General features: G+C 38.7%; 20 protein-coding genes. 16 read left to right on the top strand and 4 right to left on the bottom strand.

What is annotated here, in order from left to right:
- Positions 1 to 28 precede the first annotated feature (28 nt).
- The 3 genes from gdhA to N8A89_RS06915 all read left to right on the top strand — a co-directional run bounded on the left by gdhA (position 29) and on the right by N8A89_RS06915 (position 4689).
- Positions 29 to 1384, top strand: coding sequence for an NADP-specific glutamate dehydrogenase (gene gdhA, locus N8A89_RS06925; RefSeq protein ID WP_430682104.1), 1356 nt, complete (start codon positions 29 to 31; stop codon positions 1382 to 1384).
- A 172-nt stretch (positions 1385 to 1556) separates the two neighbouring features.
- Positions 1557 to 2276: a DNA repair protein RecO gene (recO, locus tag N8A89_RS06920; RefSeq protein ID WP_281541600.1), complete on the top strand. Its 720-nt coding sequence runs from the start codon at positions 1557 to 1559 to the stop codon at positions 2274 to 2276.
- Positions 2260 to 4689 carry a TonB-dependent receptor gene (locus N8A89_RS06915; RefSeq protein WP_289645163.1) on the top strand — a complete coding sequence of 810 codons (2430 nt, stop codon included), beginning with the start codon at positions 2260 to 2262 and terminating at the stop codon, positions 4687 to 4689. Before recO ends, N8A89_RS06915 begins: the two co-directional genes overlap by 17 nt.
- Positions 4690 to 4738: 49 nt before the next feature.
- Here N8A89_RS06915 and N8A89_RS06910 read toward each other — a convergent pair whose 3' ends face one another.
- Positions 4739 to 5113, bottom strand: a complete 375-nt coding sequence (locus tag N8A89_RS06910) for a hypothetical protein (RefSeq protein ID WP_281541599.1) — start codon at positions 5111 to 5113, stop codon at positions 4739 to 4741.
- A gap of 183 nt (positions 5114 to 5296) precedes the next feature.
- On the opposite strand from N8A89_RS06910, the gene ileS reads away from it, so the two are divergent.
- From ileS to N8A89_RS06890, 4 genes are read left to right on the top strand one after another with little or no spacing between them, the layout of a single operon-like run.
- The gene (gene ileS / locus N8A89_RS06905) at positions 5297 to 8695 is read left to right on the top strand and encodes an isoleucine--tRNA ligase (protein WP_289645162.1); all 3399 of its coding nucleotides are present in this window, start codon (positions 5297 to 5299) and stop codon (positions 8693 to 8695) included.
- 4 nt (positions 8696 to 8699) lie between these two features.
- The gene (locus tag N8A89_RS06900) at positions 8700 to 9083 is read left to right on the top strand and encodes a TraR/DksA family transcriptional regulator (protein ID WP_281541598.1); all 384 of its coding nucleotides are present in this window, start codon (positions 8700 to 8702) and stop codon (positions 9081 to 9083) included.
- Between the two features lie 38 nt (positions 9084 to 9121).
- Positions 9122 to 9742 (top strand): DUF4097 family beta strand repeat-containing protein, encoded by a 621-nt coding sequence (locus tag N8A89_RS06895; protein ID WP_281541597.1) that lies wholly within the window; start codon positions 9122 to 9124, stop codon positions 9740 to 9742.
- A 31-nt stretch (positions 9743 to 9773) separates the two neighbouring features.
- On the top strand, positions 9774 to 10442 hold the full coding sequence (locus tag N8A89_RS06890; protein WP_281541596.1) for a lipoprotein signal peptidase: 669 nt from the start codon (positions 9774 to 9776) through the stop codon (positions 10440 to 10442).
- On the opposite strand, the gene N8A89_RS06885 is transcribed toward N8A89_RS06890, so the two are convergent.
- On the bottom strand, positions 10421 to 10990 hold the full coding sequence (locus tag N8A89_RS06885; protein ID WP_281541595.1) for a 5-formyltetrahydrofolate cyclo-ligase: 570 nt from the start codon (positions 10988 to 10990) through the stop codon (positions 10421 to 10423). The two genes, N8A89_RS06890 and N8A89_RS06885, sit on opposite strands and share 22 nt — an antisense overlap.
- A gap of 524 nt (positions 10991 to 11514) precedes the next feature.
- On the opposite strand from N8A89_RS06885, the gene uvrC reads away from it, so the two are divergent.
- From uvrC to N8A89_RS06840, 9 genes are all read left to right on the top strand, one after another.
- A complete protein-coding gene (uvrC, locus tag N8A89_RS06880; protein WP_289645161.1) occupies positions 11515 to 13302 on the top strand; it encodes an excinuclease ABC subunit UvrC in 1788 nt (595 codons plus the stop codon).
- Positions 13286 to 15586 carry a patatin-like phospholipase family protein gene (locus N8A89_RS06875; protein WP_281541594.1) on the top strand — a complete coding sequence of 767 codons (2301 nt, stop codon included), beginning with the start codon at positions 13286 to 13288 and terminating at the stop codon, positions 15584 to 15586. The genes uvrC and N8A89_RS06875 overlap by 17 nt, the downstream gene beginning before the upstream one ends.
- Before the next feature lie 358 nt (positions 15587 to 15944).
- Positions 15945 to 16727, top strand: coding sequence for a DUF3108 domain-containing protein (locus N8A89_RS06870; RefSeq protein WP_281541593.1), 783 nt, complete (start codon positions 15945 to 15947; stop codon positions 16725 to 16727).
- 6 nt (positions 16728 to 16733) lie between these two features.
- A complete protein-coding gene (locus N8A89_RS06865) occupies positions 16734 to 17702 on the top strand; it encodes a tryptophan 2,3-dioxygenase family protein (protein WP_281541592.1) in 969 nt (322 codons plus the stop codon).
- A gap of 2 nt (positions 17703 to 17704) precedes the next feature.
- Positions 17705 to 19006, top strand: a complete 1302-nt coding sequence (locus N8A89_RS06860) for a peptidoglycan DD-metalloendopeptidase family protein (RefSeq protein WP_281541591.1) — start codon at positions 17705 to 17707, stop codon at positions 19004 to 19006.
- Complete coding sequence (pgi, locus tag N8A89_RS06855) at positions 18987 to 20624, top strand: glucose-6-phosphate isomerase (protein ID WP_281541590.1); 1638 nt, start codon at positions 18987 to 18989, stop codon at positions 20622 to 20624. The genes N8A89_RS06860 and pgi overlap by 20 nt, the downstream gene beginning before the upstream one ends.
- Positions 20625 to 20792: 168 nt before the next feature.
- On the top strand, positions 20793 to 24035 hold the full coding sequence (locus N8A89_RS06850; protein WP_281541589.1) for a TonB-dependent receptor: 3243 nt from the start codon (positions 20793 to 20795) through the stop codon (positions 24033 to 24035).
- 99 nt (positions 24036 to 24134) lie between these two features.
- The gene (locus N8A89_RS06845; RefSeq protein WP_281541588.1) at positions 24135 to 24590 is read left to right on the top strand and encodes a hypothetical protein; all 456 of its coding nucleotides are present in this window, start codon (positions 24135 to 24137) and stop codon (positions 24588 to 24590) included.
- Positions 24587 to 25192 (top strand): 3-keto-disaccharide hydrolase, encoded by a 606-nt coding sequence (locus N8A89_RS06840; protein WP_281541587.1) that lies wholly within the window; start codon positions 24587 to 24589, stop codon positions 25190 to 25192. The genes N8A89_RS06845 and N8A89_RS06840 overlap by 4 nt, the downstream gene beginning before the upstream one ends.
- Before the next feature lie 28 nt (positions 25193 to 25220).
- Here N8A89_RS06840 and N8A89_RS17690 read toward each other — a convergent pair whose 3' ends face one another.
- Both N8A89_RS17690 and N8A89_RS06835 read right to left on the bottom strand, forming a co-directional pair.
- Complete coding sequence (locus tag N8A89_RS17690) at positions 25221 to 25340, bottom strand: endonuclease/exonuclease/phosphatase family protein (RefSeq protein ID WP_347343959.1); 120 nt, start codon at positions 25338 to 25340, stop codon at positions 25221 to 25223.
- Between the two features lie 62 nt (positions 25341 to 25402).
- Positions 25403 to 26419, bottom strand: coding sequence for an endonuclease/exonuclease/phosphatase family protein (locus N8A89_RS06835; RefSeq protein ID WP_347343958.1), 1017 nt, complete (start codon positions 26417 to 26419; stop codon positions 25403 to 25405).
- Between the last annotated feature and the right edge of the window lie 90 nt (positions 26420 to 26509).

The following is a 26509-nucleotide window of genomic DNA, read 5'->3' as shown; positions in this document are numbered from 1 at the left end:
TCAACACTAACAAATTTTAAATAGCTTTATGGAAGCAAAAATACAAGAGAAAATAGATGGTTTCATGGAGGAGGTTAAGACCAGGAATGGTCATGAACCAGAATTCATACAAGCGGTGCAGGAAGTAGCAGAGACCGTAATACCTTATATCGCTAAGCACGAAATTTACAACGGAAAAAATATTCTTCTCAGAATGGTTGAGCCTGAGCGACTAATTTCTTTTAGGGTAGCTTGGGTAGACGATGATGGGGAAATTCATGTAAACCGTGGTTACCGTATACAAATGAATTCGGCTATAGGGCCTTATAAGGGAGGTCTTCGTTTTCACCCAACGGTAAACGCTAGTATCTTGAAGTTTTTGGCTTTTGAACAAGTTTTTAAAAATAGCTTAACAACACTACCCATGGGAGGTGGTAAGGGAGGTTCGGATTTTGACCCAAAAGGTAAATCCGATGATGAAGTAATGCGCTTTTGTCACGCCTTTATGTTGGAATTAAATAGACACATAGGCCCTAATACGGATGTTCCTGCTGGCGATATAGGCGTTGGTGCACGGGAAATAGGATTCCTTTTTGGAATGTACAAGAAAATAAGAAATGAATTTACTGGGGTACTTACTGGTAAAGGGCTTTCTTGGGGCGGTTCCAAGATTCGTCCAGAGGCGACAGGCTACGGTACCGTATATTTTGCCCAGAGTATGCTAAAAACCAAGGGCGAAGATTTTGATGGTAAAACTGTCGTAATTTCCGGTTCAGGAAACGTGGCCCAATATGCCGCTGAAAAAGTAATTCAATTAGGAGGGAAAGTGGTAACGCTTTCAGATTCTGGCGGATACATTTATGATGAAGACGGTATTGACGCGAAGAAACTAGCTTTTGTTATGGATTTGAAAAATAACAAGAGAGGTAGGATATCCGAGTACGTAGATAAATATTCGTCCGCTAAGTTCCACAAAGGAAAAACGCCTTGGGACGTTAAATGTGAAATAGCTCTGCCCTGTGCCACACAAAACGAATTGGAGGAAAAAGATTCTCAAAACCTAATAGATAACGGATGTATGTGCGTAGCGGAAGGAGCTAATATGCCTTGTACCGCCGATGCTGTACATACTTTTCATAAGGCTAAAATATTATTTGCTCCAGGGAAAGCTTCTAATGCTGGGGGTGTCGCCACCTCGGGGCTTGAAATGTCACAAAACTCGCTAAGAATTAGTTGGACACGTGAAGAGGTAGATGAGCGCTTAAAAGGGATAATGGAAGACATTCATGATTCTTGTATTGAGTACGGAAAAGAAGAAGATGGTTATTGTAACTACGTAAAAGGAGCCAATATTGCTGGCTTTGTTAAAGTAGCGGACGCCATGTTGGCTCAAGGAGTAATCTAAATATACCCTTCCAACACTAGTCGATACTATTTTATTACAGTATCATTGGGTCAGAAAATTGAGAATATTCTCAACTCTCTGACCTTTTTCCATTGAAGTTTATTCGGATTACTTGAGCGGGCACGATATACTTTTCTATCCTTTATCTTTGCACCAGACCCAACCTAAGCAAATGCAAGTATCCACTAAGGGCATTGTCCTGACATCCTTAAAGTATGGGGATACCAGCCTCATCGCAAAGATTTTTACCGCTTCGGATGGTCTAAAATCATATATGCTTAAAGGAATTTTGACTTCAAAAAGGGGAAAACTGCGCACTTCATATTTTCAACCTTTGACTCAGTTGGAACTAGTGGCTATACATAGGAATAAGGGTATGCTGGAGAGTATTAGAGAAGCTAAAGTTTACAATCATTACCAGACCCTTCATACGAATATTGCGAAGAATGCCATGACCATATTTTTGGCAGAAATGTTGGGGAATAGCATTCATGAAGAAGAGCAGAATATGGAACTTTTCAATTTTTTGGAAGCATCCTTCCAGTGGTTGGACATTAAGGAGGATATCGGCAATTTCCATCTGTACTTCCTTCTGGCACTTAGCAAGTATTTAGGCTTTTATCCGGACACTAATCAAATGGACGCATCTTCATTTGATTTGCTTGAGGGTGAATTTACGAATACACCGTCCCTTAACCCAATGCTCACTGGCGAGAACCTTAATCACCTAAAACTTTTTTTAGGCATAAATTTTGATGCTATTCATACAATCAAAATGAGGAAGGCCAATCGTCAGCAATTGTTACAATCCCTTATCCTCTATTTTGAATTACATTTACAGGGATTCAGAAAACCTAAATCCCTTGCTATTCTTAATGAAGTTTTTAATTAGTATGCATAAATTCATTGTTACTTGTGCATTGCTCTTTATGGCTATTGGATGGTCACAGAAAGTAACGGTTCTTGATCAAGACTCGAGAGATCCTATTTCCAACGTGGCCATATTCAACTCGGATAAATCCAAAATTGCATTGACAGATTTTGATGGGAATTTTGATATTTCCATTTTCTCCAATTATGAACGCATTACTTTTAAACATATTAGTTACGAGGTTCTGCGTGTTACGAAATCCCAGATCCGTAAACAGGGTCAAAAAGTAATATTGGCTATGAAACCCGAACAACTGGATGAGGTGGTCATGTCCGTTTCAAAATGGGAACAGCAAAAGAAGGACATACCTAATAAAATTGTAGGGATAGATGCTAGGACAATAGCATTTACCGCTCCGCAAACATCGGCAGATTTGCTGCAACAGAGTGGTAAAGTATTTGTTCAGAAGAGTCAATTGGGTGGCGGTAGTCCAATGATAAGGGGTTTTTCCACTAATAGATTGGTACTTTCCGTGGATGGGGTACGAATGAACAATGCAATTTTCCGGGGAGGTAATTTACAAAACGTAATTTCCATAGATCCTTTCACCATCAGGAATACAGAAATCATCTTTGGACCTGGGTCCGTAATCTACGGGAGCGATGCCATTGGAGGCGTTATGAATTTCTACACCAAGACGCCATTACTTAATCAGACGGATAGTCTTATTATATCCGGAAACGGTAATTATCGTTTCTCATCCGCGAATACTGAAAATACGATACATGCGGATATTGGTCTCGGCAAAAAACGTTGGGCATCGATAACAAGTTTAACCTATAATAATTTTCAGGATTTGAGAATGGGTCAGCATGGACCAGAATCGTATTTGAGGAACAATTATGTTGAAACCATTAATGGTGAAGATAACCTAATTGCTAATCCAAATCCGGAAAAGCAAGTACCAACCGGTTACGACCAAATCAATTTTATGCAGAAACTTAGGTTTAAACCTAACACTCAATGGGATATGAATTTAGGGGTTTTCTATTCGGAAACCTCCGATTTTTCCAGATATGATCGGTTAATACGCCCATCTGTGGACGGTGAAGGGCTACGTTCGGCAGAATGGTTTTATGGGCCTCAGAAATGGTTCATGAGCAATCTTCAAGTAAATAAACAAGGAAACGGCAAATTCTATGATGGTTTAAAGTTGACCGCTGCCTATCAACATTTTCAAGAAAGTAGAAATGATAGGGATTTTGATGACGTTTTGCTTAATCGAACCCAAGAAAAAGTGGATGCGCTAAATCTGAATATGGATTTTGAGAATAAGAAAATCGGGAACTTTAGATTATACTATGGTACTGAATTTATTTTCAACAAAGTATATTCCAATGGATTGGATATCAATATTGAAACGAACGAGACGTTTGGATCACCCTCTAGGTACCCGGATAATTCCACGTGGAAAAGTCTAGCGGGCTATGTGAACGGGGAATATAGGGCGAAACCAAATTTTACCTTAATGTCCGGACTACGGTATAGCCACATATGGATAGATGCTTTGTTCGACACCACTTATTATTCGTTTCCTTTTGAGGATGCCGACCTAAGTACAGGAGCACTCACTGGTAGTATTGGTTTTAGTTGGTTCCCCAGAAAAAACCTACAGATAACCGCCAATGGGTCTACCGGATTTAGAGCCCCGAATATTGATGATGTTGGCAAAATTTTTGATTCTGAACCGGGTGCCGTAGTGGTTCCTAATCCAGATTTGGAACCTGAGTATGCCTATAACGTGGAACTAGGTATTCGTAAAAACTTTAAGGACAAGGTTGTCCTTAAAGGAGCCACTTTCTATACCTATTTGGTCGATGCCCTTGTTAGAAGGGATTTCACTTTTAATGGCATGTCCCAAATTGATTATAATGGGGAACTGAGTAATGTACAGGCCATTCAAAATGCAGCCAAGGCTTACGTCTACGGATTTGAATTGGGATTGGATGCTTTTTTAACGGAGCACTGGTCTCTATCTTCTAATCTTACGGTAACAGAAGGTATAGAGGAAGAGGATGATGGAACGGATTCTCCGGCCAGGCATGCAGCACCAACTTTCGGGGACTTCCATGTACTATGGAAGAATCAAAAATTGAAAACCGATTTCTTCTTAAATTTTAATGGTGCCTTGGAATTTGAGGATTTGGCGCTTTCCGAGCGGTCCAAAGAGTTCATTTATGCAACTGATGCAAATGGGAACCCCTATTCACCATCATGGTATACTTTAAATTTTCGTTCCCAGTATGATTTTAACAGTCGCTTAAAAGCATCCCTGAGTCTTGAAAACATTACAAATCAGCGTTACAGGACCTATTCTTCCGGAATTGTTGCTCCCGGAAGTAATTTGATTTTGGGATTAGGATATGAGTTTTAAACGAAAAAAGCCCGCTAATTAGCGGGCTTTTTTCCAATATATTACCTTCTTAGTTCTTTACGGCGTCTTTTACCTCTTTGGCTTTCTCGGCTGTTTTATCCGCAGCGTCCTTGGTCGCTTTTTTGATATCTTCACCTGCCTTTTTTGCGGAGTCCATAGCTTCCTCGCCAGCTTCTTTTACTGCATCCGCAGCTTCGTCAGTTGCTTCAGCTGCCTTATCTATGGCGTCACCGGTTGCTTCCATGGCATTTTCTCCAACTTCCTTTAAATCTTCTCCTGCTTCTTCCAATGCTTCACCGGCATCTTCCAATGACTCGCCTGCTTTTTCGGCGGCGTTCTGAGCTTTGTCGGCAGTTTCCCTACAAGACACAAAGGAAATACTCATTGCCAATACTAGAACTGAACCTAAAATTACTTTTTTCATTTTACTGATTTTTTAGTGATTGTTATAAACACATATACGCTTTAAAGCATGATTTGGACGTAAACGATCTAGAATTTAATTAATCTCTCGTTTTTAGCGTATTTCGGTTAATGAATTAGGGGTCCGTTAAATCTAAATTTTATAATTTTGCAGCCTTAAAAGCCAGTATCATAAGCATTTCGTATGAAGTTCGAAGAATATCAAGGATTAGATTTACCAAAGGTTGCAGAAGAGGTTCTGAGCTACTGGAAAACGAATGCCATTTTTGAAAAAAGTGTTTCTTCTAGGGAAGGCAAGGATAGCTATGTTTTTTATGAAGGTCCGCCTTCTGCAAACGGAATGCCGGGAATTCACCATGTCATGGCGCGTACCATAAAAGACATTTTTCCGAGGTACAAAACCATGAAAGGGTATCAGGTGAAACGAAAGGCTGGTTGGGATACCCATGGGCTGCCCATTGAACTGGGAGTTGAAAAGGAATTGGGAATTACCAAAGAGGATATTGGCACGAAGATATCGGTTGAAGAATACAATGCGGCATGCAAGAAAGCGGTAATGCGTTACACTGATGTTTGGAATGCCATGACCGAGCAAGTAGGTTACTGGGTAGATATGGAAGACCCGTACATCACCTACAAATCCAAATATATGGAGTCCGTTTGGTGGTTGCTTAAACAGATTTATGATAAAGGCCTTATTTACAAAGGCTATACCATACAACCGTATTCTCCAAAGGCAGGTACAGGACTAAGTTCCCATGAGTTGAACCAGCCAGGGACCTATCAAGATGCTACGGATACCACTGTTACGGCGCAATTTAAGGCAGTTGAAAGTACACTGCCGGATTTCTTGCAGAACGAGGGAGATATTTACTTTTTGGCTTGGACCACCACCCCATGGACTTTGCCATCGAACACTGCACTTACGGTTGGCGCAAAAATAGATTATGTATTGGTTGAAACGTACAATCAATATACATTCAAACCTATGAACGTTATACTTGCCAAAAATTTGGTCGGGAAACAGTTTGCGGGAAAATTCCATGAGGTTGAAGAGAAACCTGCGTTACTAGACTATAAATCGGGTGACAAAAAAATTCCTTTTTACGTTGTTAAGGAATTTAAAGGGAAAGACTTGTTGGAGATACGCTACGAGCAACTTATAGACTACGTACTGCCTTACGAAAATCCGGAAAACGCTTTCCGCGTCATTGCCGGGGATTTTGTAACCACCGAAGATGGTACGGGAATTGTTCATACGGCACCAACTTTTGGAGCAGATGATGCCTTGGTGGCCAAACAAGCTGTTCCTGAAGTGCCACCCCTATTGGTATTGGATGAAAATGACAATCCGGTTCCGTTGGTAGATTTGCAAGGTAGGTTTAGATCGGAACTAAAGGAATTTGGAGGCAAGTACGTAAAGAACGAATATTATGATGATGGTGAGGCGCCCGAAAGGTCCATTGATGTGGAAATCGCCATCAAACTTAAAGAAGAAAACAAGGCATTTAAGGTAGAGAAGTACGTTCACAGTTATCCGAACTGTTGGCGTACTGACAAACCTATATTGTATTATCCGTTGGATTCGTGGTTCATTAAGATTACGGACGTCAAGGACCGTATGTTCAATCTGAACCAAACCATAAATTGGAAACCTAAGGCAACAGGAGAAGGCAGATTTGGGAATTGGCTTGCCAATGCGAACGATTGGAACTTATCCCGTTCCCGTTATTGGGGTATTCCCTTACCCATCTGGCGTACCGATGATGGAACAGAACAAATTATGATTGGTTCGGTTGCGGAATTAAAGTTGGAGATGGCCAAAGCCATTGAAGCAGGGGTTTTGGAGAAGGATATTTTTTCGGACTTCGTAACGGGCGATATATCCGAGGAGAACTATGATAAAATAGATTTACATAAAAATATCGTAGATCAAATTACTTTGGTTTCTGCCTCCGGTAAGCCTATGAAGCGCGAAGCGGATTTAATAGATGTTTGGTTCGATAGCGGTTCCATGCCCTATGCACAATGGCACTACCCGTTCGAGAACAAAGAATTAATAGATGCAGGAAAGACTTTTCCTGCGGATTTTATTGCGGAAGGCGTTGACCAAACAAGAGGTTGGTTTTACACTTTACATGCCATAGCCACAATGGTTTTTGATTCGGTCGCCTATAAAAATGTAGTTTCCAATGGTCTTGTATTGGATAAGGAGGGCAAAAAAATGTCCAAACGCCTGGGCAATGCTGTCGACCCGTTCGAGACTATGAACGAACATGGGGCGGATGCCACACGTTGGTATATGATCAGCAACGCCAATCCTTGGGATAACCTCAAATTTGATTTGGAGGGAATAGTTGAGGTGAAACGAAAATTTTTTGGAACCCTTTACAATACCTATTCGTTCTTTGCGCTCTATGCTAATATTGATGCTTTTGCGTATACGGAATCTGATATTGCTATATCGGAACGACCGGAAATAGACCGATGGATTCTTTCCGAACTGAATTCGCTCATAACCACTGTTGATAATGCATATGCGGACTATGAGCCTACCAAGGCCACTAGGGCCATATCGGATTTTGTACAGGAAAATTTGAGCAATTGGTACGTGCGTCTGTGCAGGAGGCGTTTTTGGAAAGGCGATTATGAAAAGGATAAGATTGCCGCTTACCAGACCTTATATACCTGTTTGATTACGGTCTCCAAATTATCGGCCCCGGTTGCACCCTTTTTTATGGATCAGTTGTATAGGGATTTAATTGCAACAACAAAGTCTGAAGATTTTGAAAGTGTGCATTTAGCGGATTTCCCCAAAGCAAATATCGATTTGATAGATAAAGGACTGGAGGCCAAAATGAACAAGGCACAAACAATTTCGTCATTGGTGCTCTCCATTCGCCAAAAGGAAAAAATTAAAGTAAGGCAACCGCTACAAAGGATAATGATACCAATTCTGGATGAAAGGGACCGAATGGATATACTAGCCGTTTCAGATTTGATAAAATCCGAGGTAAACGTAAAGGAAATTCAATTGTTGGATGACGCTTCCGGTATTCTTGTAAAGCGGATCAAACCCAATTTTAAGACTTTGGGCCCTAAATTTGGGAAGGATATGAAGAAAATCGCCCAAATGGTAAGTGCTTTTACTCAGGAGGATATCCAAAAAATTGAACAAGAGGGCGAATTATCCATCGAATTAGAAAATAAAAGTATTAATTTACAGTTACAGGATGTAGAGATCAGTTCTCAAGATATTGAAGGTTGGTTGGTGGCCACTTCAGGCAAGTTAACCGTTGCTTTGGATGTTACCATCAACGAGGATTTACGAAAAGAAGGTATTGCCAGAGAGTTGGTGAATAGAATACAGAATATTCGTAAAGAATCTGGGTTTGAGGTCACGGATAAAATCGATATAAAGATGTTAAAGGATGGCTTCGTGGAACAGGCAGTTGCAAGCAACCTTACTTATATTAAGACTGAAACTTTGACAGCTGAGTTGGATTTTGAAGAAAAATTAGAAAAAGGCACGGAAGTTGCTTTTGATGAAGTGAACACTAAATTGTTTATCGAAAAACACTAAAGAAATGGCAGAAGATTTAAAAGTTAGATATTCCGATAAAGATTTGGCAGAGTTCAAATCTCTTATTGAGGAAAAAATAGGAAAGGCAAAAAGTCATTTGGAGTTGCTTAAAAGCGCCTACATGAACGATGGTAATAATGGTACGGACGATACTTCGCCAACCTTTAAGGCTTTTGAAGAAGGTTCCGAGACAATGAGTAAGGAAGCGAATACGCAATTGGCAATACGGCAGGAGAAATTCATTAGGGATTTGAAGAACGCCTTGTTGCGTATAGAGAATAAAACTTACGGCATTTGCAGGGTTACGGGTAAGCTCATAAACAAGGAGCGTCTAAAACTTGTGCCACACGCCACGTTAAGTATAGAGGCAAAAAATATGCAGTCATAATCCAAAACGCCCTTAGGGGCGTTTTTTAATAAGTAATCTTGAGAGTATTACTTTTTTTGAACATACTACTTCTTTCTTGGTCGGGGTTTGCGCAAAAATCAATCAAGAAATCTGTTCTAGACGATAAAATTAGTAGCATAAGAATCGACGGTGAAAACTGTTACCTTATAACTTTAAGCACCCATAACGAAAATGATATAATCGTAGAGGCACAAATTGATGGAGAGTATAGTAAGGACCTAGATTTAATAGTCTCCGAAAATGGTAATACGGTACTGGTCAGTGCCGGGTTTCAAGCAAACTTTAAGCATCCAAACGATAAGTTGAGCGCGCATAAAGTGATTTCTATTTCCTTGAATATTATTGTTCCAATTTGGAAAGATGTAGTTCTTTACGGTACCTATACCAGGGTAATTGCTAAAGGAAAATTCAAAAATTTAAACATCAGTTTGGCCGATGGTGAATGCAGGTTGTTCGACGTCTTAGAGAATGTTACCGTCCAAACTCAAAGTGGGGATATTTCTGCTACTTTAGAAAAGGCGACTATTATAGCAAACAGCAAATATGGAAAAGTAAGTACAAACCCAATACCTAATGGCAGGGCTCAATATATGCTGAGTACGGTTACGGGAAATATCGCTCTACAGAAAACCGAATAATATTTCTATTTTTGCGCTTTGATAAATTCCCATGAACATTAAGAAGTCCCTCGCACTTATTTTTTTGATTTTAGTCATTGACCAATGGAGTAAAATTTATATTAAGACGCATTTTGTCCTAGGGGAATCTGTGGATGTTTTTAGCTGGTTCAAAATTCTTTTTATTGAGAACGAGGGTGCTGCCTGGGGTGCTAAACTGAGCGATATACTTCCCGTATCGGATGCCGTTGGAAAACTTATCTTAACGATATTTAGATTGTTTGCAATATGTGGTATTGGGTATTGGCTTTTTGATGTCATACGAAAGAATGGTTCCAAGACTTTGATTGTTGCAGTATCCTTAATTTTTGCGGGAGCGTTAGGTAATATATTAGATTCGGTCTTTTACGGTCTTATATTCAATGATAGTTATAATGAGGTTGCTACCATTTTTTCTGATGAACCCTACGGTGAATTATTTTATGGAAAGGTGGTGGACATGTTATACTTTCCCCTGGTGGATACAACATGGCCAAGCTGGGTGCCTTATTTTGGAGGCGGGAATTTTCGTTTTTTTGAGCCAGTCTTCAATATTGCCGATACGGCAATCAGTACAGGTGTAGGTATTCTTCTGGTGTTCAACAAAAAAGCGTTCAAAAAAGAAGAGGAACCTGAGTCAGAGATAGAAAAGGACACAATTCAAGATGCAACAAATGAGTAAACTTTATCCGGGGTAACGCAGTAGTCCATACGAACATCATCTTTATTCGTATCTGAAATTACTTCCTCAGCCTCAAAAATAGAAAGCCCAATTTTTAGTACGTCATCTCTGCAATCCATCAAAAATCGATCATAATACCCTTTTCCATAGCCTACTCTGTTCCCGTTTCTATCGAAGGCCAACAATGGTAAAAAAACCACGTCAATTTCTTTTGGGTCTACTTTAATGCCATTAATTGGTTCCGGAACACCTAAAGCACTAATCTCAAATCTGGTACTATCAGTTAAAAGGTAGGAAATCATGGTAAAATCGGAATTTACTTTTGGAACTATGACATTTTTATCCTTTCCCTGTAGTATTGACAATATGGTCAAAGTATCTATTTCTTTTTTACTGTGTATGGGCAAAAAAATATGATAAAATTCTTTGTCCCAAATAGGAAGACTTAGGAGTGCGTTAGCGATTGATATACTTTGAGATTCTACGCTGGCAGCATTGAGAAGATTTCTAAGATTTGTATACTTAATTCTTAAATCCTTCTTCAACATAATAGGGAAGTAGCATTTAAAAATTAAAGGAAAGAATTACTCTTTTGTAGAAACAGCAACGAAAACTTTGAAAAATAACATCAAAATTAAATATGTGCCGAGGGTTATAACGTAGCTTTCCATAAGAATTCGTTTTGTTGTGGTTAAAAATAAGTAAAAAAACTATTGAATTTCTTTGAAAGGTATCTTTTTATCGATAAAAGGCACGTTTTTTTGAAAAAATTAACTTATGTATGATTTTCATTTTTCATTTTAATCAAATAAATAATTGATTTTCAAACACTTAATAAGAGTTAGGAGATTTTTAATATCTGATAGGAAAATTACGGATTATTGAATTTTATGGTGTTTTAAACATTTTTTAATAATTAGGAGCTTTAGATATTGAGAAACTAGCAATTTCGACAAACAGTTTTATCATTTAGACCTGGTTTATATAACCGTTAAAAATTTAAAAAATGCTTATTCTTCTTATTAAAACGAAGTAATTTCATCTTAAATTTAAATTGTTCTAGACTTTCCGTATGTCCCAAATCCCAATACAAGTACAATTAAGTTCTTTGCCAAACCAGGCCGGGGTATATCAGTTTTACGATGCGGATGACACTATTTTATATGTAGGAAAGGCCAAAAATCTTAAAAAAGAGGGTGACTTCTTACTTTACCAAAAATCACGAGTATGGAAAAACGAGGGTTATGGTAAAAAAATCCACAGAATTAAACATATCGTGGTGCCTACTGAGTCCGATGCACTATTATTGGAGAATAATTTAATTAAGGAATACCGGCCAAGGTATAATGTACTACTTAAGGACGATAAGTCGTACCCCTGGATATGTCTTAAAAATGAACGTTTCCCAAGACTTTTCCCAACCAGAAGGAAAATTAAGGACGGATCAACCTATTACGGACCCTACACGAGTATGAAAACCGTAAGGACTATCCTTGATTTAGTAAAGAGTGTTTATCCTTTGCGGACATGCAATTACGACCTTTCAGAATCCAAAATAAACGATGGTAAGTACAAAGTATGTTTAGAGTATCATCTTGGGAATTGTAAAGGTCCCTGTGAGGGTTTACAAACGTTGGAAGAATATGAAAGACAAATCTCGGACATAAAAGAGATACTAAAAGGTAATTTCAAATCTTCCATTCATTATTTCAAGGGTCAGATGAAAACACTATCTGACAACATGCAGTTTGAGGAAGCACAGCGGATCAAAGATAAAATTACCGTATTGGAAAACTATCAAGCCAAGTCTACTATAGTTAATCCCAAAATAAGTAATGTAGATGTTTTTTCTATTATTTCTGACAATGCTTTCGCTTACGTAAATTTTTTGCAGTTGTCCCACGGTTCTATCGTACGTTCCCATACAATGGAAATCAAAAAGAAATTGGATGAGGGAGATAAGGAATTGTTACAGTTGGCAATTGTTGAGATACGTAACCGTTTTAAGTCGGAATCCAAGGAAATATATCTTCCTTTTAAGGTAGTGGTAGATTCTGAACTTAAGGCCACTATTCCCAAATTAGGAGACAAGAAGCGTATCTTAGAACTTTCTGAGCGAAATGCCAAATACTATAGACAGGAACGATTTAACCAAATTAAGATTATTGACCCTGATCGCCATACCAACCGGGTTATGGCCCAAATGAAAAAGGACTTAAGACTTTCTTCGGAACCTAGGCATATAGAATGTTTTGACAATAGCAACATACAAGGAAGTAACCCGGTTGCGGCATGTGTTGTATTCAGGGATGGGAAACCTTCAAAAAAAGAATATAGGCATTATAATATAAAAACGGTCGTAGGTCCCGACGATTTTGCCTCAATGGAGGAGGTTGTTTATAGAAGGTATAAACGTCTTATGGAAGAGGGCGAATCCCTGCCACAACTTATTGTGATTGATGGTGGAAAAGGGCAATTGTCATCAGCGCTGAAGAGTTTGGATGTTTTAGGTTTAAGAGGAAAAATTGCAATCGTCGGGATTGCAAAAAGGTTGGAGGAAATTTATTTCCCAGAAGATCCGATACCCCTTTATTTGGATAAGAAATCGGAAAGTCTAAAAATTATTCAGCAACTAAGAAATGAAGCCCATAGATTTGGAATCACCTTTCATAGGAACAAAAGAAGCAAGGCCGCTATAAATTCCGAACTTGAGAGCATTGAAGGCATAGGTGAGAAAACAGCCCAAGAATTATTAAAACATTTTAAATCGGTTAAAAGGATTAAGGAAGCTAATTTGGAGGGTCTTTCGGAAATTATTGGATTGTCCAAAGCAAAGAAGATATATGAATCATTCCACTAAACATAAGCATACTTTATTTTTTAGGATACTGCTTCTTGCCAGTGCTGCTTTGCTTTTGTGTACGTCTTCTTACGGTCAAGTAAAATTGGAACAAAAAGACAAAAAAATTGGATTGGTTCTTAGTGGCGGAGGAGCCAAGGGACTTGCCCATATTGGAGCGCTAAAGGTCATAGAGGAAGCGGGGGTAAAGATAGATTATATAGGAGGTACAAGTATGGGGGCGATTATTGGGGCTCTATATGCATCCGGGTATTCCGCAAAGGAATTAGATTCCATGTTCCGGGCAACCGATTTTGGTGCTTTAATTCAGGATAACCTACCTAGAAATGCCAAAACATTTTATGAAAAGGAAGATTCTGAAAGGTATGCCCTAACCCTTCCCTTCAATAATTTCAAAGTAACGGTGCCACCTGCCTATTCCGGAGGACAGAATATTTACAACGAACTTGTGCGGTTATTATACCACGTGAAGGATGTAGATGATTTTTCCAAACTTCCAATTCCCTTTGTTTGCATTGCAACCAATATTGAAACTGGAAAAGAGGTGGTTTTAAATTCAGGGTATTTGCCTGAAGCCATAATGGCGAGTGGAACTTTGCCTTCTTTATTTGAGCCTTCCAGTATTGATGATAAAATATTGATAGATGGTGGGGTTGTAAATAATTACCCAATAGATAAGGTTATTGAATTGGGAGCGGATATCGTAATTGGCGTGGATGTACAGCATGGGCTTTCTAACCGTGAGGCACTGCTCTCCGCGACCGAAATACTTCTACAGATTAATAATTACAGGACCGTTGAGGATATGATTGAGAAATCCCAAAAGACGGATATATACATTCAACCTAAGATCGAGAACTTCTCTGTAATCGAATTTGATAAAGCAAACGAAATAATTAAAAGCGGGGAATTGGCCGCAATGGAAAAGTTCCAAGACCTTAAAGAGGTCTCATCAGAATATTCAAAAAATTGGAAACGCTTGCCTTCCATTGGACAAGGAGATTCCATAATTATAAACAGACTTGTAATTGAAGGCAACAATGAACACACACGAGGTTATGTAAAAGGTAAGCTTAGGTTTAAACTTGGTGAGCCGATTACGTTCAAAAAACTACAACAAGGCATTGGCAACTTGTCCGCAACAGGTAATTTTAATACGAACAGGTATAAACTGGTTTCCAATGGTTTAGGGGAAGATTTGATTTTGCGTCTGGACGAAACTGCAAATACTTCCTTGTTGCGATTAGGGGCGCATTATGACGATCTTTATAAAAGCGCCGCTATTATTAATTTTACCAAGAAAAAGATACTCTCCAATGATGATGTGGCTTCTTTTGACCTAATTCTTGGGGATAATGTACGGTATAACTTTGAGTATTATGTAGACAAAGGCACCTATTGGAGCTTTGGTATAAATTCCCGATTCAATGATTTTGAGGAAGAAATAGATTTTAGTATCATCAGCTCTAATTTTGAAGTGCCTCCTGGGTTGAATGTAAATACTATCAATCTGGATGTTACGGATTTTACGAATCAGGTCTATTTGCAAACAGTTATTAGGGAAGAATTCGCATTTACCATTGGTGCGGAACATAAATTTTTAAAATATACGACAAGAACTCTTGGGGGTATTTCCGGTCCCACGGAAGGCCCAGCAATAACTACCACTGACGAAAGAACAATTTTTGAGAAGAGTAATTTTTTCAGTGTTTTTGGCAATTTAAAATTGGATACCTACGATGATAAATATTTTCCGACAAGAGGACTGTTTTTTGACGGGGATTTCCATTATTACTTGCTATCATCCGATTTCAATGAAAACTTCAAAGACTTTTCAATATCAAAAGCACGTATGGGAGCGGCGTTTCCTTTGATGAAAAACCTTTCCTTAAACATAGAGACGGAAGGGGGATTTAAATTAGGAACTTCGGACGTAACTTCCTTTGACTTTGTTCTAGGAGGTTTTGGCACCAACCTTATAAATAATTTCATACCTTTTTACGGTTATGACTTTTTAAGTCTTCCTGGGAATAGTTTCGTAAAGGCCTATGCACGATTGGATTTTGAATTCGCTAAAAAGAATCACTTTTTGTTGGCCGCCAACTTCGCTAACGTTGATGATGATATTTTCAGGATTGGCGAGTGGTTCACAACGCCTAATTTTTCTGGGTACGGAGTAGGATATGGTTGGGAGTCCTTTTTAGGACCATTACAGGTTATATATTCCTGGTCTCCAGAAGGAAATAATACGAATATATTTTTTAGTGTAGGCTATTGGTTCTAAAGGGGAAAGTACCCTTTACGCAGTAAAACATTAAGTGTTTCTTTCGAATCGTTCTTAACGAAATCCCAATTAATTCAAAGAAGTGTGAATTAGTGTTAAGGTAAGCGTTAAAGTAAGTTAAAACCTACCAGGCAACAAGAATCTTGTTTTAAATTTACAGCAGCAAGGGGTGGTTCCCTTGCAACTTTAAGTATTGGTTTTTCATAATTTAAAGTTTGGTTGGTTATTTAGGAAAAGCCCAGTTTTTAAACTGGGCTTTTTTTTGTACAATACTTTGGAATAAAATTTGTTTAAGTAAATGTAAGTAAACGGAGTTTTAGGATTCCAGTTAGTAACTTTACTTTAAAGGATTGAGAGTATGAAGAGATTTGCCTTAATTATAATATTTCTTTCTTTCTTATTTAGCGCTTACGCACAAAATAGTAGGTCGGCTTTTGAACCTGGAGAGTGGTTGAAGTTTAGGATGCATTACGGACCATTGAATGCCAGTTATGCCACTTTGCAAGTTAAGAATGCTAAGATTAATGATATACCTGTCTACCACGTAGTAGGGCACGGAGAAACTACTGGATTCGCCAGTTGGTTTTTTAAGGTGGACGATACCTATGAGAGTTATTTTGATAAAGAGGATGGTAAACCCTATAGGTTCATCAGAAAAATAAATGAAGGAGGATATACCAAAGACGTTGAAATTAATTTTGACCATGAGAAGGACAAAGCCGTTTTTAATGATAAGAAAAACAAGAAAAAGCTTAATTTTGATCTTCAGGACAGTATCCAGGATTTAATTTCCGCTTTTTATTTTCTTAGAAATAATTACGAGCCTGAGGATTTGACAAAGGGCGAAGCCATAGATTTAAAAATGCTTTATGACGACGACGGTATTTTTACTTTTAAGCTGAAGTATTTGGGAAAGGAAACCGTGAGAACCAAATATGGGAAAGTGGAATGTCTTAAGTTTAGACCACTAGTGCAATCCGGAAGGGTCTTTAAAGAACAAGAAAGTTTGTCGCTTTGGGTATCTAACGATGATAATAGAATTCCAATACGGATAAAGGCCGATTTAGCAGTTGGCTCCATCAAGGCCGATTTGGATGGGTACAATGGTCTAAAACATCAATTTAAGATATTAATGGACTAACACGAAATGAAGGACAAGGAGCGAATCCAATCTCAAATCTCTAAACTTGAAGAAAAATATAAGGATTCAGGACAAGACCTCAACGCTTACCTAGACGGGTTACTCTACCAACGTTATCTTACCTATTGGGACTACATCCATTTGGATACACTACTAAGTTTACAAGTACCCCGGACGTATTTTCCAGACGAGGAAATTTTCATCATGTACCATCAGATTACGGAGTTGTATTTTAAGCTCATTCTACATGAACAAAAACAACTGGTAGACGACAAATCTCAGAAGCTGGATTTTTTTATTGAAAAGGTAAGGCGTATCAACAGTTATTATTCTGCCTTGATTTCTTCTTTTGGAATCATGATAAAGGGAATGGAACGGGAGCAGTTCTTACAATATCGCATGGCATTACTTCCGGCAAGTGGTTTCCAATCTGCACAGTTTAGAATGATTGAGCTCTACGCAACACCCATGGAAAATTTGGTACATCAGTCCAAACGTGAGGAGTTTTCCTCAAGGAACACTATTGAAGAACTTTACGAAAATATCTATTGGAAAAGTGGAGCAACGGATAGTTCCACCGGAGAAAAAACATTGACTTTAAAGCAATTTGAATACCGGTATACTCCCAGACTCATAAGAATCGCAAAGCAAGTAAAGAACAATACGATTTACCATAAATATTTAGATCTGCCACCGGAACTTAGGCAAAATAATGAGCTCGTAAATTCGTTAAAGAGTCTGGATTTAAATGCAAACGTAAACTGGCCGCTAATGCACATGGGCTCCGCACATCGTTATCTCGGAAAGGAATCCGGGGATTTAAAGGCCACTGGCGGCACAAACTGGAAGGAGTATCTTCCGCCCAGTTTTCAAAAAATTGTATTTTTTCCTAAACTATATACAAACCAAGAGTTAAATGATTGGGGAAAACAATGGGTAGACCATATCTTTAACCCCAATAAAATAAGTAATTGAGAATGCAAAAATATTGGGGCATAATATTAATGGCATTGACCTTAATGGTATCCTGTGGGGAAGATAAAAATCAAGAAATAGAGCATACCTCCCCAAAAATAAGTCCTATCGAGGAACCTGTGGTAACCCATTTTGGCTTTAATCTTCAAGATTTTAACGTTAAGGCAGATACTGTAAAACGGGGTGACAGTTTTGGCGAGTTAATGATTCAAAACCACGTTGACTATCCAAAAATCGTTAAGCTATCGGAAAACTTCAAGGATACCTTTGATGTTCGCAAAATAAGGGCAGGTAAACCTTATCTTATTTTAAAATCTAAAGATACCTTGGAACAGGCCCAGGTCTTTATTTATGAAAATGACCCGATAAATTATACTGTGGTTGACTTTAGGGACAGTGTAAATGCTTACAGAAGTAAGAAAAAGGTAAAATATGTGGAGAGGGAGGCTGCTGGGGTTATAGAGACTTCTTTGTCGGAAGCCATTTTAGATCAGGGAATAGATTACAACGTAACCAATAATCTATCAGAGATTTATGCTTGGACCATTGATTTCTTCAGACTTCAAAAAGGAGATAAGTTCAAAGTCATTTATAAGGAAAAATATATTAACGATACCATTTATGCTGGTGCCGAACCTATAGAGGTGGCCTATTTTGAACATAACGGACGCCCCATTTACGCCTTTGCCTACGAAAATGATTCTCTAAAGAATATTGTAGATTATTTTGATGAGGAAGCAAACAATTTGAGAAGAACCTTCCTGAGGGCTCCCGTACAATTCAGTAGAATTTCATCGCGCTATAATTTAAAAAGGCGTATCCGTTACTACGGTTACAAGCTGCGTCCGCATAAGGGTACGGACTATGCAGCACCTATTGGCACGCCTATTTTAGCTACGGCAGATGGTACGGTAACAGAGTCTACAAGACGTGGTGGTAACGGTAAATATGTAAAGATTAGACATAACGGCACTTATTCCACGCAATACTTGCATATGAAGAACCAAAAGGTGAAAAGAGGCGAATTTGTAAGGCAGGGGGATGTAATTGGTTGGATAGGGATGACAGGTAATACAGGTGGTCCCCATGTATGCTATCGTTTTTGGAAAAATGGAAGGCAGGTAGATCCGTTAAGGGAAGAACTACCTTTGGCAGAACCTTTAGCAGAAGAATTAAGGCCGGACTACTATGCTTATATTACTCCAAAAAAGGATCAGTTGGATTGCATAGAGTATCCCGAAAAACCTATCGAGGAAGAGGATTTGTTAACACTCAATGAACAAAATGCCACTACACAAAATTAATCCAACCACCACGAAGTCGTGGGCAAGCCTAACACAACATTTTTCGGATACCAAAAATTCTCATTTAAAGGATTTATTTGCTTCGGACGCTAATAGAGCCCAAGAATTCAGTTTGGAATGGAAGGATTTCCTTTTGGATTTTTCCAAAAACAGAATTACTACCAAAACAATGAAATTGTTGGTTCAACTGGCCGAGGAGGTAGCGCTCAAAGATGCCATTGCTAAATATTTTCAAGGAGACCTTATTAATGAAACCGAGAATAGAGCAGTATTGCATACGGCATTAAGAGCTAAAAAGAACGATGCGCTCATTGTCGACGGCGCTAATGTTGTTCCTGAAGTTTATGCCGTTAAAGAACGCATAAAAAGTTTTACAGATTCAATAATTGATGGTTCAAAAAAAGGATTTACAGGAAAAACGTTCACGGATGTCGTAAATATAGGAATTGGCGGTTCGGATTTAGGTCCCGGCATGGTAACGGAGGCGCTTAAATATTATAAAAATCACCTTAACGTACATTTTGTGAGCAATGTGGACGGGGACCATGTTAGGGAAGTTTTAAAAACGGTCCACCCGGAGACAACTTTGTTCGTGGTCGTTTCCAAAACTTTTACGACACAAGAAACATTAAGTAACGCCACTACGATTAAGAAGTGGTTTCTAGAATATGCTTCCCAAGAAGATATCGCTAAGCACTTTGCTGCAGTATCAACAAATACGGAAGCCATCGCAGATTTCGGAATTACTTCTGATAATGTATTCCCGATGTGGGACTGGGTTGGTGGCAGGTTCTCGTTGTGGAGTGCCGTTGGACTGTCCATCGCATTGGCGGTTGGCTTTGAGAATTTTGATGGTATGTTGGAAGGTGCTAATGAAATGGACGTTCATTTTAAGGAGGCCCCGTTTTCTGAAAATATGCCTGTAATCATGGCACTGGTCAGCGTGTGGTACAATAATTTTTATGGTGCGGAAACGGAAGCCATCATACCATATACCCAATATTTGAGTAGGTTTTCGGCTTATCTGCAACAGGGAATTATGGAAAGTAACGGTAAAAGCGTAGACCGTAGCGGAGAAAAGGTCGGTTATGAGACCGGGACTATTATTTGGGGCGAACCTGGCACCAATTCACAGCATGCTTTTTTCCAATTGATCCATCAAGGAACAAAATTGATTCCGACCGATTTTATCGGCTTTAAACATCCTTTACATGGCGATATGGACCATCATAACAAATTGATGGCCAATTTCTTTGCCCAAACTGAAGCGTTAATGAACGGTAAGACTTTAGCAGAGGCAAAAAGTGAATTAAAAGAAAAGGGGAGCTCGGATCGGGAAATTAAAAACCTTGCGCCGTTCAAAGTTTTTGACGGCAACAAACCAACCAATACTTTGTTGATAGACAAACTTACGCCTAAAAGTCTGGGTTCTTTAATAGCGCTTTACGAGCATAAAATATTCGTTCAAGGAGTCATTTGGAACATATTTAGTTTTGATCAATGGGGAGTTGAGTTAGGAAAACAATTGGCCGGAACCATCCTCAAGGATATCGAGGGTTCTGAAATTGCTGATCATGATAATTCTACACTGCGACTTTTGCAATATTTTAAGAGATAGTTCAAGGGTTCTGTAATAATCCTTAAAATCCCATAACATCTTCATTCACAGCAGCGATTTAATTCATTTTCATTAAATTTGCCCCGACTAATTTAACGTTCTCTTAACGTTGGAAGTTCTAAAATACAGGACTTTTGCAGCAAGTTAAAAATTAACACACACTAGAAAATGAAAAAAATTTATTTAGCTATGGCAGCCTTCTTATTGGTTGCGACAGCATTCTCACAAGGTGTTACAACATCAGCTATTGGTGGTAAAGTAACAGATGCTTCCGAAGAACCACTTTTAGGAGCCAATGTAGTTGCCGTTCACGTTCCTTCTGGAAGTACATACGGTGCGATTACAGATTATGACGGTTTTTTCAGAATTCCAAATATGCGGGTTGGAGGACCATATAAAATCTCAGTTTCTTATGTTGGATTTACAGATTTCGTAAGAGAAGATGTGTATTTGAACTTAGGTCAAACGGAAAGGTTCAATGTAGCGTTATCGGAATCGGCCACCGCTTTAGACGAAGTTGTGGTGACTGGGGTAAATGATGGGTTCAGTTCTAATAGAACAGGTTCTTCAACCAATGTTTCCCAGAGAGACATTAATACCTTGCCAGCTGCTTCTAGGTCAATAGCTGATTTTGTACGTATTACGCCACAAGCTCAGATTACTGAGGGGAATGACGGATTTTCAATTTCTTTAGCAGGACAGAACAACAGGTATAATGCAGTTTATATTGATGGTGCTGCTAATAATGACGTATTTGGTTTAGCGGGTTCGGGAACAAATGGCGGCCAAACAGGAGTTAATCCTTTTTCTGTTGATGCAATTGCATCATTCCAAGTGAATATAGCTCCCTTTGATGTAAGACAATCTGGTTTCTCTGGAGGTTCCATTAACGCCATTACGCGTTCAGGTACCAACGATTGGGAAGGATCAGTTTATGGTTTCGTAAGAAATGAAAGTTTAGTGGGAAAAACTCCGCCTTCATTGGTTGGTGATGGAGAAGAAAGGGAAAAAGTTGATGAATTCAGTGCTTTGACTTATGGATTGAGGGTAGGTGGTCCTTTGGTGAAGGATAAATTGTTCTTTTTCTTGAATTACGAACGTCAAGATGATGAAACGCCGCAACCTTTTAATTTCAGCAATTATACTGGGCGTTCTTCACAAGCTGATATTGATGGCCTAAGTAACTTTTTGCAATCTACATATGGTTACAACCCTGGAATATTTGACGCTAATACCAGAACTTTGGAAAGTAATAAGGTAACAGCTAAGTTAGATTGGAACATAAATGAAAATCATAAATTGTCTTTAAGGCACGGGTATGTGCAGGGTGATAATTTAGAAGCTAGAAGTTCCGGTAATAGATTTATTGGGTTTATAAATGGTTCTGAATCATTTTTAACAACAACCAATTCTACAGCTTTGGAATTAAACTCAACTTTTGGGAATAAGTATTCAAATAATTTGATTCTGACCCATACTTCTGTTAGAGACGATAGAGATCCATTAGGATCACCATTCCCAACCGTAGGAATACAAGACGGTGGTGGAAATATAGAGTTTGGTTCAGAACCATTTTCCACGGCCAATTTGTTGAACACAGATTTAACAACAATTACCAATAACTTTGAGATTTACGCTGGAAAACATACGGTCACTTTGGGCGCTAATTTAGAATTCGCAAACATTAAAAACTTGTTCTTTGCCTTCAACTATGGAGATTACACTTTTGAGGATCAATTTAATGATGCAGGAGACTTAATTTCATCAGGTTTAAACCAATTCCTTACAGGACAAGATGCAGATGTATACCAACATGGTTATTCTTTAGTTGGAGATGGGACTGTAGGTGACGAGTCTGCTGGCTCTGCTGATTTCAAAACCTTCCAAGCTGGTTTTTACGTTCAGGACGATATTCAATTATCAGATAATTTCAAAGCAACTTTAGGAGCACGTATCGATATTCCTTATTGGAAAGACGGCACCGTAAATGAAGATTTTAACAATAGAACAATCCCTCTATTGGAAGCTCAAGGCAAAAACTTACAAGGTGCTAAAGTAGGTCAAGGTGTTCAAGGAATTGCCCACTTTGCTCCAAGGCTTGGATTCAATTGGGATGTAAATGGCGATAGAACCACGCAAATACGTGGTGGTATCGGTGTATTTACTTCTAGACTTCCGTTAGTGTGGCCTGGTGGGACATACAATAATAACGGTGTAACAGGGGGATTCAATTTTGAATTTGGACAGCCTTTTGTTGCGGATGTTAACAGTCAATTTGAAGATCCCGCTCCTGGTACAGGTGGAGTTGGCGGAAATATTGATTTAATCGCAGAAGATTTTAAACTACCGCAAGTAGTAAAATATAATGTGGCCATTGATCAAAAGCTTCCTATTTGGAATTTGATAGGGTCCGTTGATTTCCTTTATACTGATGTTATAACTGACATCTACTATGAAAATCTTAATTTAAGAGGTCCAGTTGGATTTTATGATGGAGCAGATAATAGACCTTTCTATGATAGAGGAGACGAAATAGATGACACCTATCAGAGAATCATCTTGGCATCAAATACTGGAGGCGGAGATGCAACCAACCTTACTTTCAGTTTAAGAAAACCTTTTCAGAATGGTTTTTCAGGGCAGGTTTCATATAGTTTTGGAGAATCTAATAAAGTTTTCGACGGTACTTCTTCACAGAACAGTTCGCAATGGAGAAATATCCAGACTGTAAATGGTAAGAACTCAAATATTCCTGTATCCAGATCAGATTTCGCTTTAGGAAATAGAATATCAGCTAATGTATCCTATGAATTGGCATGGAGTGATAATGTTAAAACCACTTTTGGTCTCTTTTACGAAGGAGTCCAGAGCGGACCTTATAGCTTTACTTATAGAGAGGGGCGTGATTTGTTGAACGATGATTCTAGGGATAACGCTTTAATGTATATTCCTGCTAGTGCCTCTGAAATTGTTTTCTCCGGCGATGCTGCTGAACAAGCTGCGCAGTATGCCCGTTTGGAAACCTTTATTAATAGTTTGGAGTATTTAAGGGAGAATAGAGGTGGCTATGCCGAAAGAAATGCCACACGAGGACCGTGGAGTCATGTTGTAGATTTAAAATTACTTCAGGATTTCTCCTTTGACATTGGAAACAAGAAGCATACATTCCAAATCTCAGCCGATATTTTCAACTTCACCAATTTATTGAACAAGGATTGGGGTAAAAGAAAGTTTATTGCAGGCAATGTTAGTCCTTTGCAAACTGTTTCTACTTCTGGAACTCCCGTATTCTCAATCAATGATGGTGATGTTAATGCTGACGGTACGCCGAATATTGAGCAATTGGACGATTTCGGATTGCAATCGTCTAGGTGGCAGGCACAATTGGGTCTTAGGTATATTTTTAATTAAGAAACAATATCTATTACATTTGGATAAGAAGCCTCACTGAAAAGTGGGGCTTTTTTTATGCCTAAAAATGAGTACATTTAAAACTTAAATTTGATACTTATGGAAGAAGCAAGCCTAGGATACCAATGGATACAGGTCTTACATTCCTATATGGCCTATGTAGCACTTGCGGTTTTATTTTTGGCAGTTGCAAACGCTATTACGGGGCTAATGGGAAAGAGAATTTTTAATATGGGCAAGGATTTGAGACTTAGCCTCTTTGCATTGATTCTTTGTCATATTCAGTTACTGATTGGCCTTATACTTTACTTTATATCTCCAAGCGGCTTTAGTGCCCTCCAAGAATTTGGCATGGGTGGTCTTACCTCTGCTGGTCGTCTATTGGCCGTCGAACATCCATTCGTAAATATTCTGGCCATCGTATTTATTACAGTAGGTTGGTCTAGACACAAAAAGTTTGTGGAAGGCAATAAAAAGTTCAAGAGCATCGCCATTTTTTATGGTATTGGTTTAGTGCTCATCTTGAGCAGGATACCGTGGAATCAATGGTTATGAAAAAAGAAATGTATTACGTTGCAACGTTTATAATTTTGATATTCGTGAGTGTCTCAAATGCTCAGTCCGTATCATTGTTTAATGGAGAAAACTTGGATGGCTGGACTATTTATGGGACCGAAAAGTGGTATGTGGATGACGGTGTTTTGGTTTGTGAAAGTGGACCAGATGCACAATATGGCTATTTAGCAACCAATGAAGCGTATAAAAATTTTATTCTAGAGCTGGAGTTTAAGCAGGAGGCGGACGGTAATAGTGGAGTATTCATTCGGTCAACTGTAGAGGGCACAACAGTAAACGGTTGGCAGATAGAAGTTGCTCCTCCAGGCTATCATACTGGTGGGGTCTATGAATCCTACGGTAGGAAATGGCTTATAAAACCGGATGAAGAGAAAGAAGGTGTTCTAAAGATGGGCGAATGGAACACCATGAAAATAAAAGTAGATCGTGACAAAATTATTTCATGGCTCAATGGAACCGAGATGATTTCCCTTACGGATAGCATAATCGGAAAAGGGGAAGGATCTATATTGCTGCAGATTCATGATGGCGGCGGAATAAAAGTGAAATGGCGAAATATTCAATTAACCGAATTGGATTAAGCTATCCATTATCTATCAGCGATATTTTTTAATTTGCTGCTTTGATAAGGTAGACGTACACAGGAAAATGGTCACTATATCCCCCAATATAACTTCCTCCGGCATAAGTGCGTAACGGGTAACCTTTATACTTTCCTTTGGCATCCATTAGATAGGCCGGCGTAAAAATCCCTACTTTCCAATAGTAGAAAGAATCTCCGGACTTGTCAGCTAGATAGCACTCATATATATTTGATCAAAAAGATTCCAACGGTCATGGTATGCCAACGAACCGAATCCTTTTTTAAATAGTCTTTCCATAGGTCCAAAAAGGTCTAGAGAGTCCAATTGTTTCTTTTTACCCTTAACGCCCAAAACTTTTTTAAAACTAGGGTCGGTGGGGTCATCGTTGAAATCTCCCATTCCAATAATCCTAGCGTTCACATCCAATCGTCTAATGGAGTCTATTATGCGCTTGTTCAACTCCGCAGCTTCCAAGCGATATGGACGACTACGTAATTCGCCTCCACTTCTAGATGGCCAGTGGTTTACTAAAAAGAAGATTTTTTCATCATCTAATATACCTTCTATAACGAGTTGGTCCCGTGTGTAATTTCGCTTATCATCAGCATCTGTTAATAGCAGACGCCGGCTATCAAAGTTTAAAGGAACAAATGCACTTTTCTTGTACAAGAGTCCAACATCTATTCCCCTTTCATCTGGGGAATCTGCATGTACAATTCCATAATTCTTCTCTTTAAGGAGTGGATGATTAATTAAATCGAGGAGTACTTGTTTATTTTCCACCTCACATACCCCAATAATATCAGGGGAAGTTTGGCTGAATTCGGAACCTATTTCGGAAAGAACTTTAGCGAGATTAGCTATTTTTTTATCGAAACGTTGCTTTGTCCACCTATCCTTGCCCTCAGGTGTGCGATCATCATCGAAAATAAGGGTGTCGTTTTGCGTGTCGAATAGATTTTCCAGATTGTAGAAAGCGACGGTTCTGAGTTTATATTCCTTACTGGTTTGAGCAATTACTAAGAAGGTTGAAAAGAATAGAAAACAAAGAAGGACCCATGGAGTTTTACAGGCTCGGAGGAGTAGGAGATTTTTGACTGGATTTGGGCTTGGATTGGTCCCTTGAGAAGACCTAAGAGGTGTTTTCCGGAATGTTCTTTTCGAAGACAGAGAACTACTTCTAGTATAGCAATTAATCAGAAAGCAAAAGATACCAGTCTTCATCCTACATTTATTACAACTAAAATAAATCATATATAACGGAATTTTCGTACTTTTTTTGATTTTCTAAATATATTACCGTAACGCTAACGT

Origin of the sequence: Maribacter aestuarii (genome assembly GCF_027474845.2) — a bacterium.
GTDB lineage: Bacteria > Bacteroidota > Bacteroidia > Flavobacteriales > Flavobacteriaceae > Maribacter > Maribacter aestuarii.
This window is presented reverse-complemented; position numbering and strand designations above follow the sequence as displayed.

Coding starts and splice junctions, on each gene's coding strand:
- gdhA (WP_430682104.1), top strand. CDS start 29: ATGGAAGCAAAAATACAAGAGAAAATAGATGGTTTCATGGAGGAGGTT.
- recO (WP_281541600.1), top strand. CDS start 1,557: ATGCAAGTATCCACTAAGGGCATTGTCCTGACATCCTTAAAGTATGGG.
- N8A89_RS06915 (WP_289645163.1), top strand. CDS start 2,260: ATGAAGTTTTTAATTAGTATGCATAAATTCATTGTTACTTGTGCATTG.
- N8A89_RS06910 (WP_281541599.1), bottom strand. CDS start 5,113: ATGAAAAAAGTAATTTTAGGTTCAGTTCTAGTATTGGCAATGAGTATT.
- ileS (WP_289645162.1), top strand. CDS start 5,297: ATGAAGTTCGAAGAATATCAAGGATTAGATTTACCAAAGGTTGCAGAA.
- N8A89_RS06900 (WP_281541598.1), top strand. CDS start 8,700: ATGGCAGAAGATTTAAAAGTTAGATATTCCGATAAAGATTTGGCAGAG.
- N8A89_RS06890 (WP_281541596.1), top strand. CDS start 9,774: ATGAACATTAAGAAGTCCCTCGCACTTATTTTTTTGATTTTAGTCATT.
- N8A89_RS06885 (WP_281541595.1), bottom strand. CDS start 10,990: ATGTTGAAGAAGGATTTAAGAATTAAGTATACAAATCTTAGAAATCTT.
- uvrC (WP_289645161.1), top strand. CDS start 11,515: ATGTCCCAAATCCCAATACAAGTACAATTAAGTTCTTTGCCAAACCAG.
- N8A89_RS06875 (WP_281541594.1), top strand. CDS start 13,286: ATGAATCATTCCACTAAACATAAGCATACTTTATTTTTTAGGATACTG.
- N8A89_RS06870 (WP_281541593.1), top strand. CDS start 15,945: ATGAAGAGATTTGCCTTAATTATAATATTTCTTTCTTTCTTATTTAGC.
- N8A89_RS06865 (WP_281541592.1), top strand. CDS start 16,734: ATGAAGGACAAGGAGCGAATCCAATCTCAAATCTCTAAACTTGAAGAA.
- N8A89_RS06860 (WP_281541591.1), top strand. CDS start 17,705: ATGCAAAAATATTGGGGCATAATATTAATGGCATTGACCTTAATGGTA.
- pgi (WP_281541590.1), top strand. CDS start 18,987: ATGCCACTACACAAAATTAATCCAACCACCACGAAGTCGTGGGCAAGC.
- N8A89_RS06850 (WP_281541589.1), top strand. CDS start 20,793: ATGAAAAAAATTTATTTAGCTATGGCAGCCTTCTTATTGGTTGCGACA.
- N8A89_RS06845 (WP_281541588.1), top strand. CDS start 24,135: ATGGAAGAAGCAAGCCTAGGATACCAATGGATACAGGTCTTACATTCC.
- N8A89_RS06840 (WP_281541587.1), top strand. CDS start 24,587: ATGAAAAAAGAAATGTATTACGTTGCAACGTTTATAATTTTGATATTC.
- N8A89_RS17690 (WP_347343959.1), bottom strand. CDS start 25,340: ATGGATGCCAAAGGAAAGTATAAAGGTTACCCGTTACGCACTTATGCC.
- N8A89_RS06835 (WP_347343958.1), bottom strand. CDS start 26,419: ATGAAGACTGGTATCTTTTGCTTTCTGATTAATTGCTATACTAGAAGT.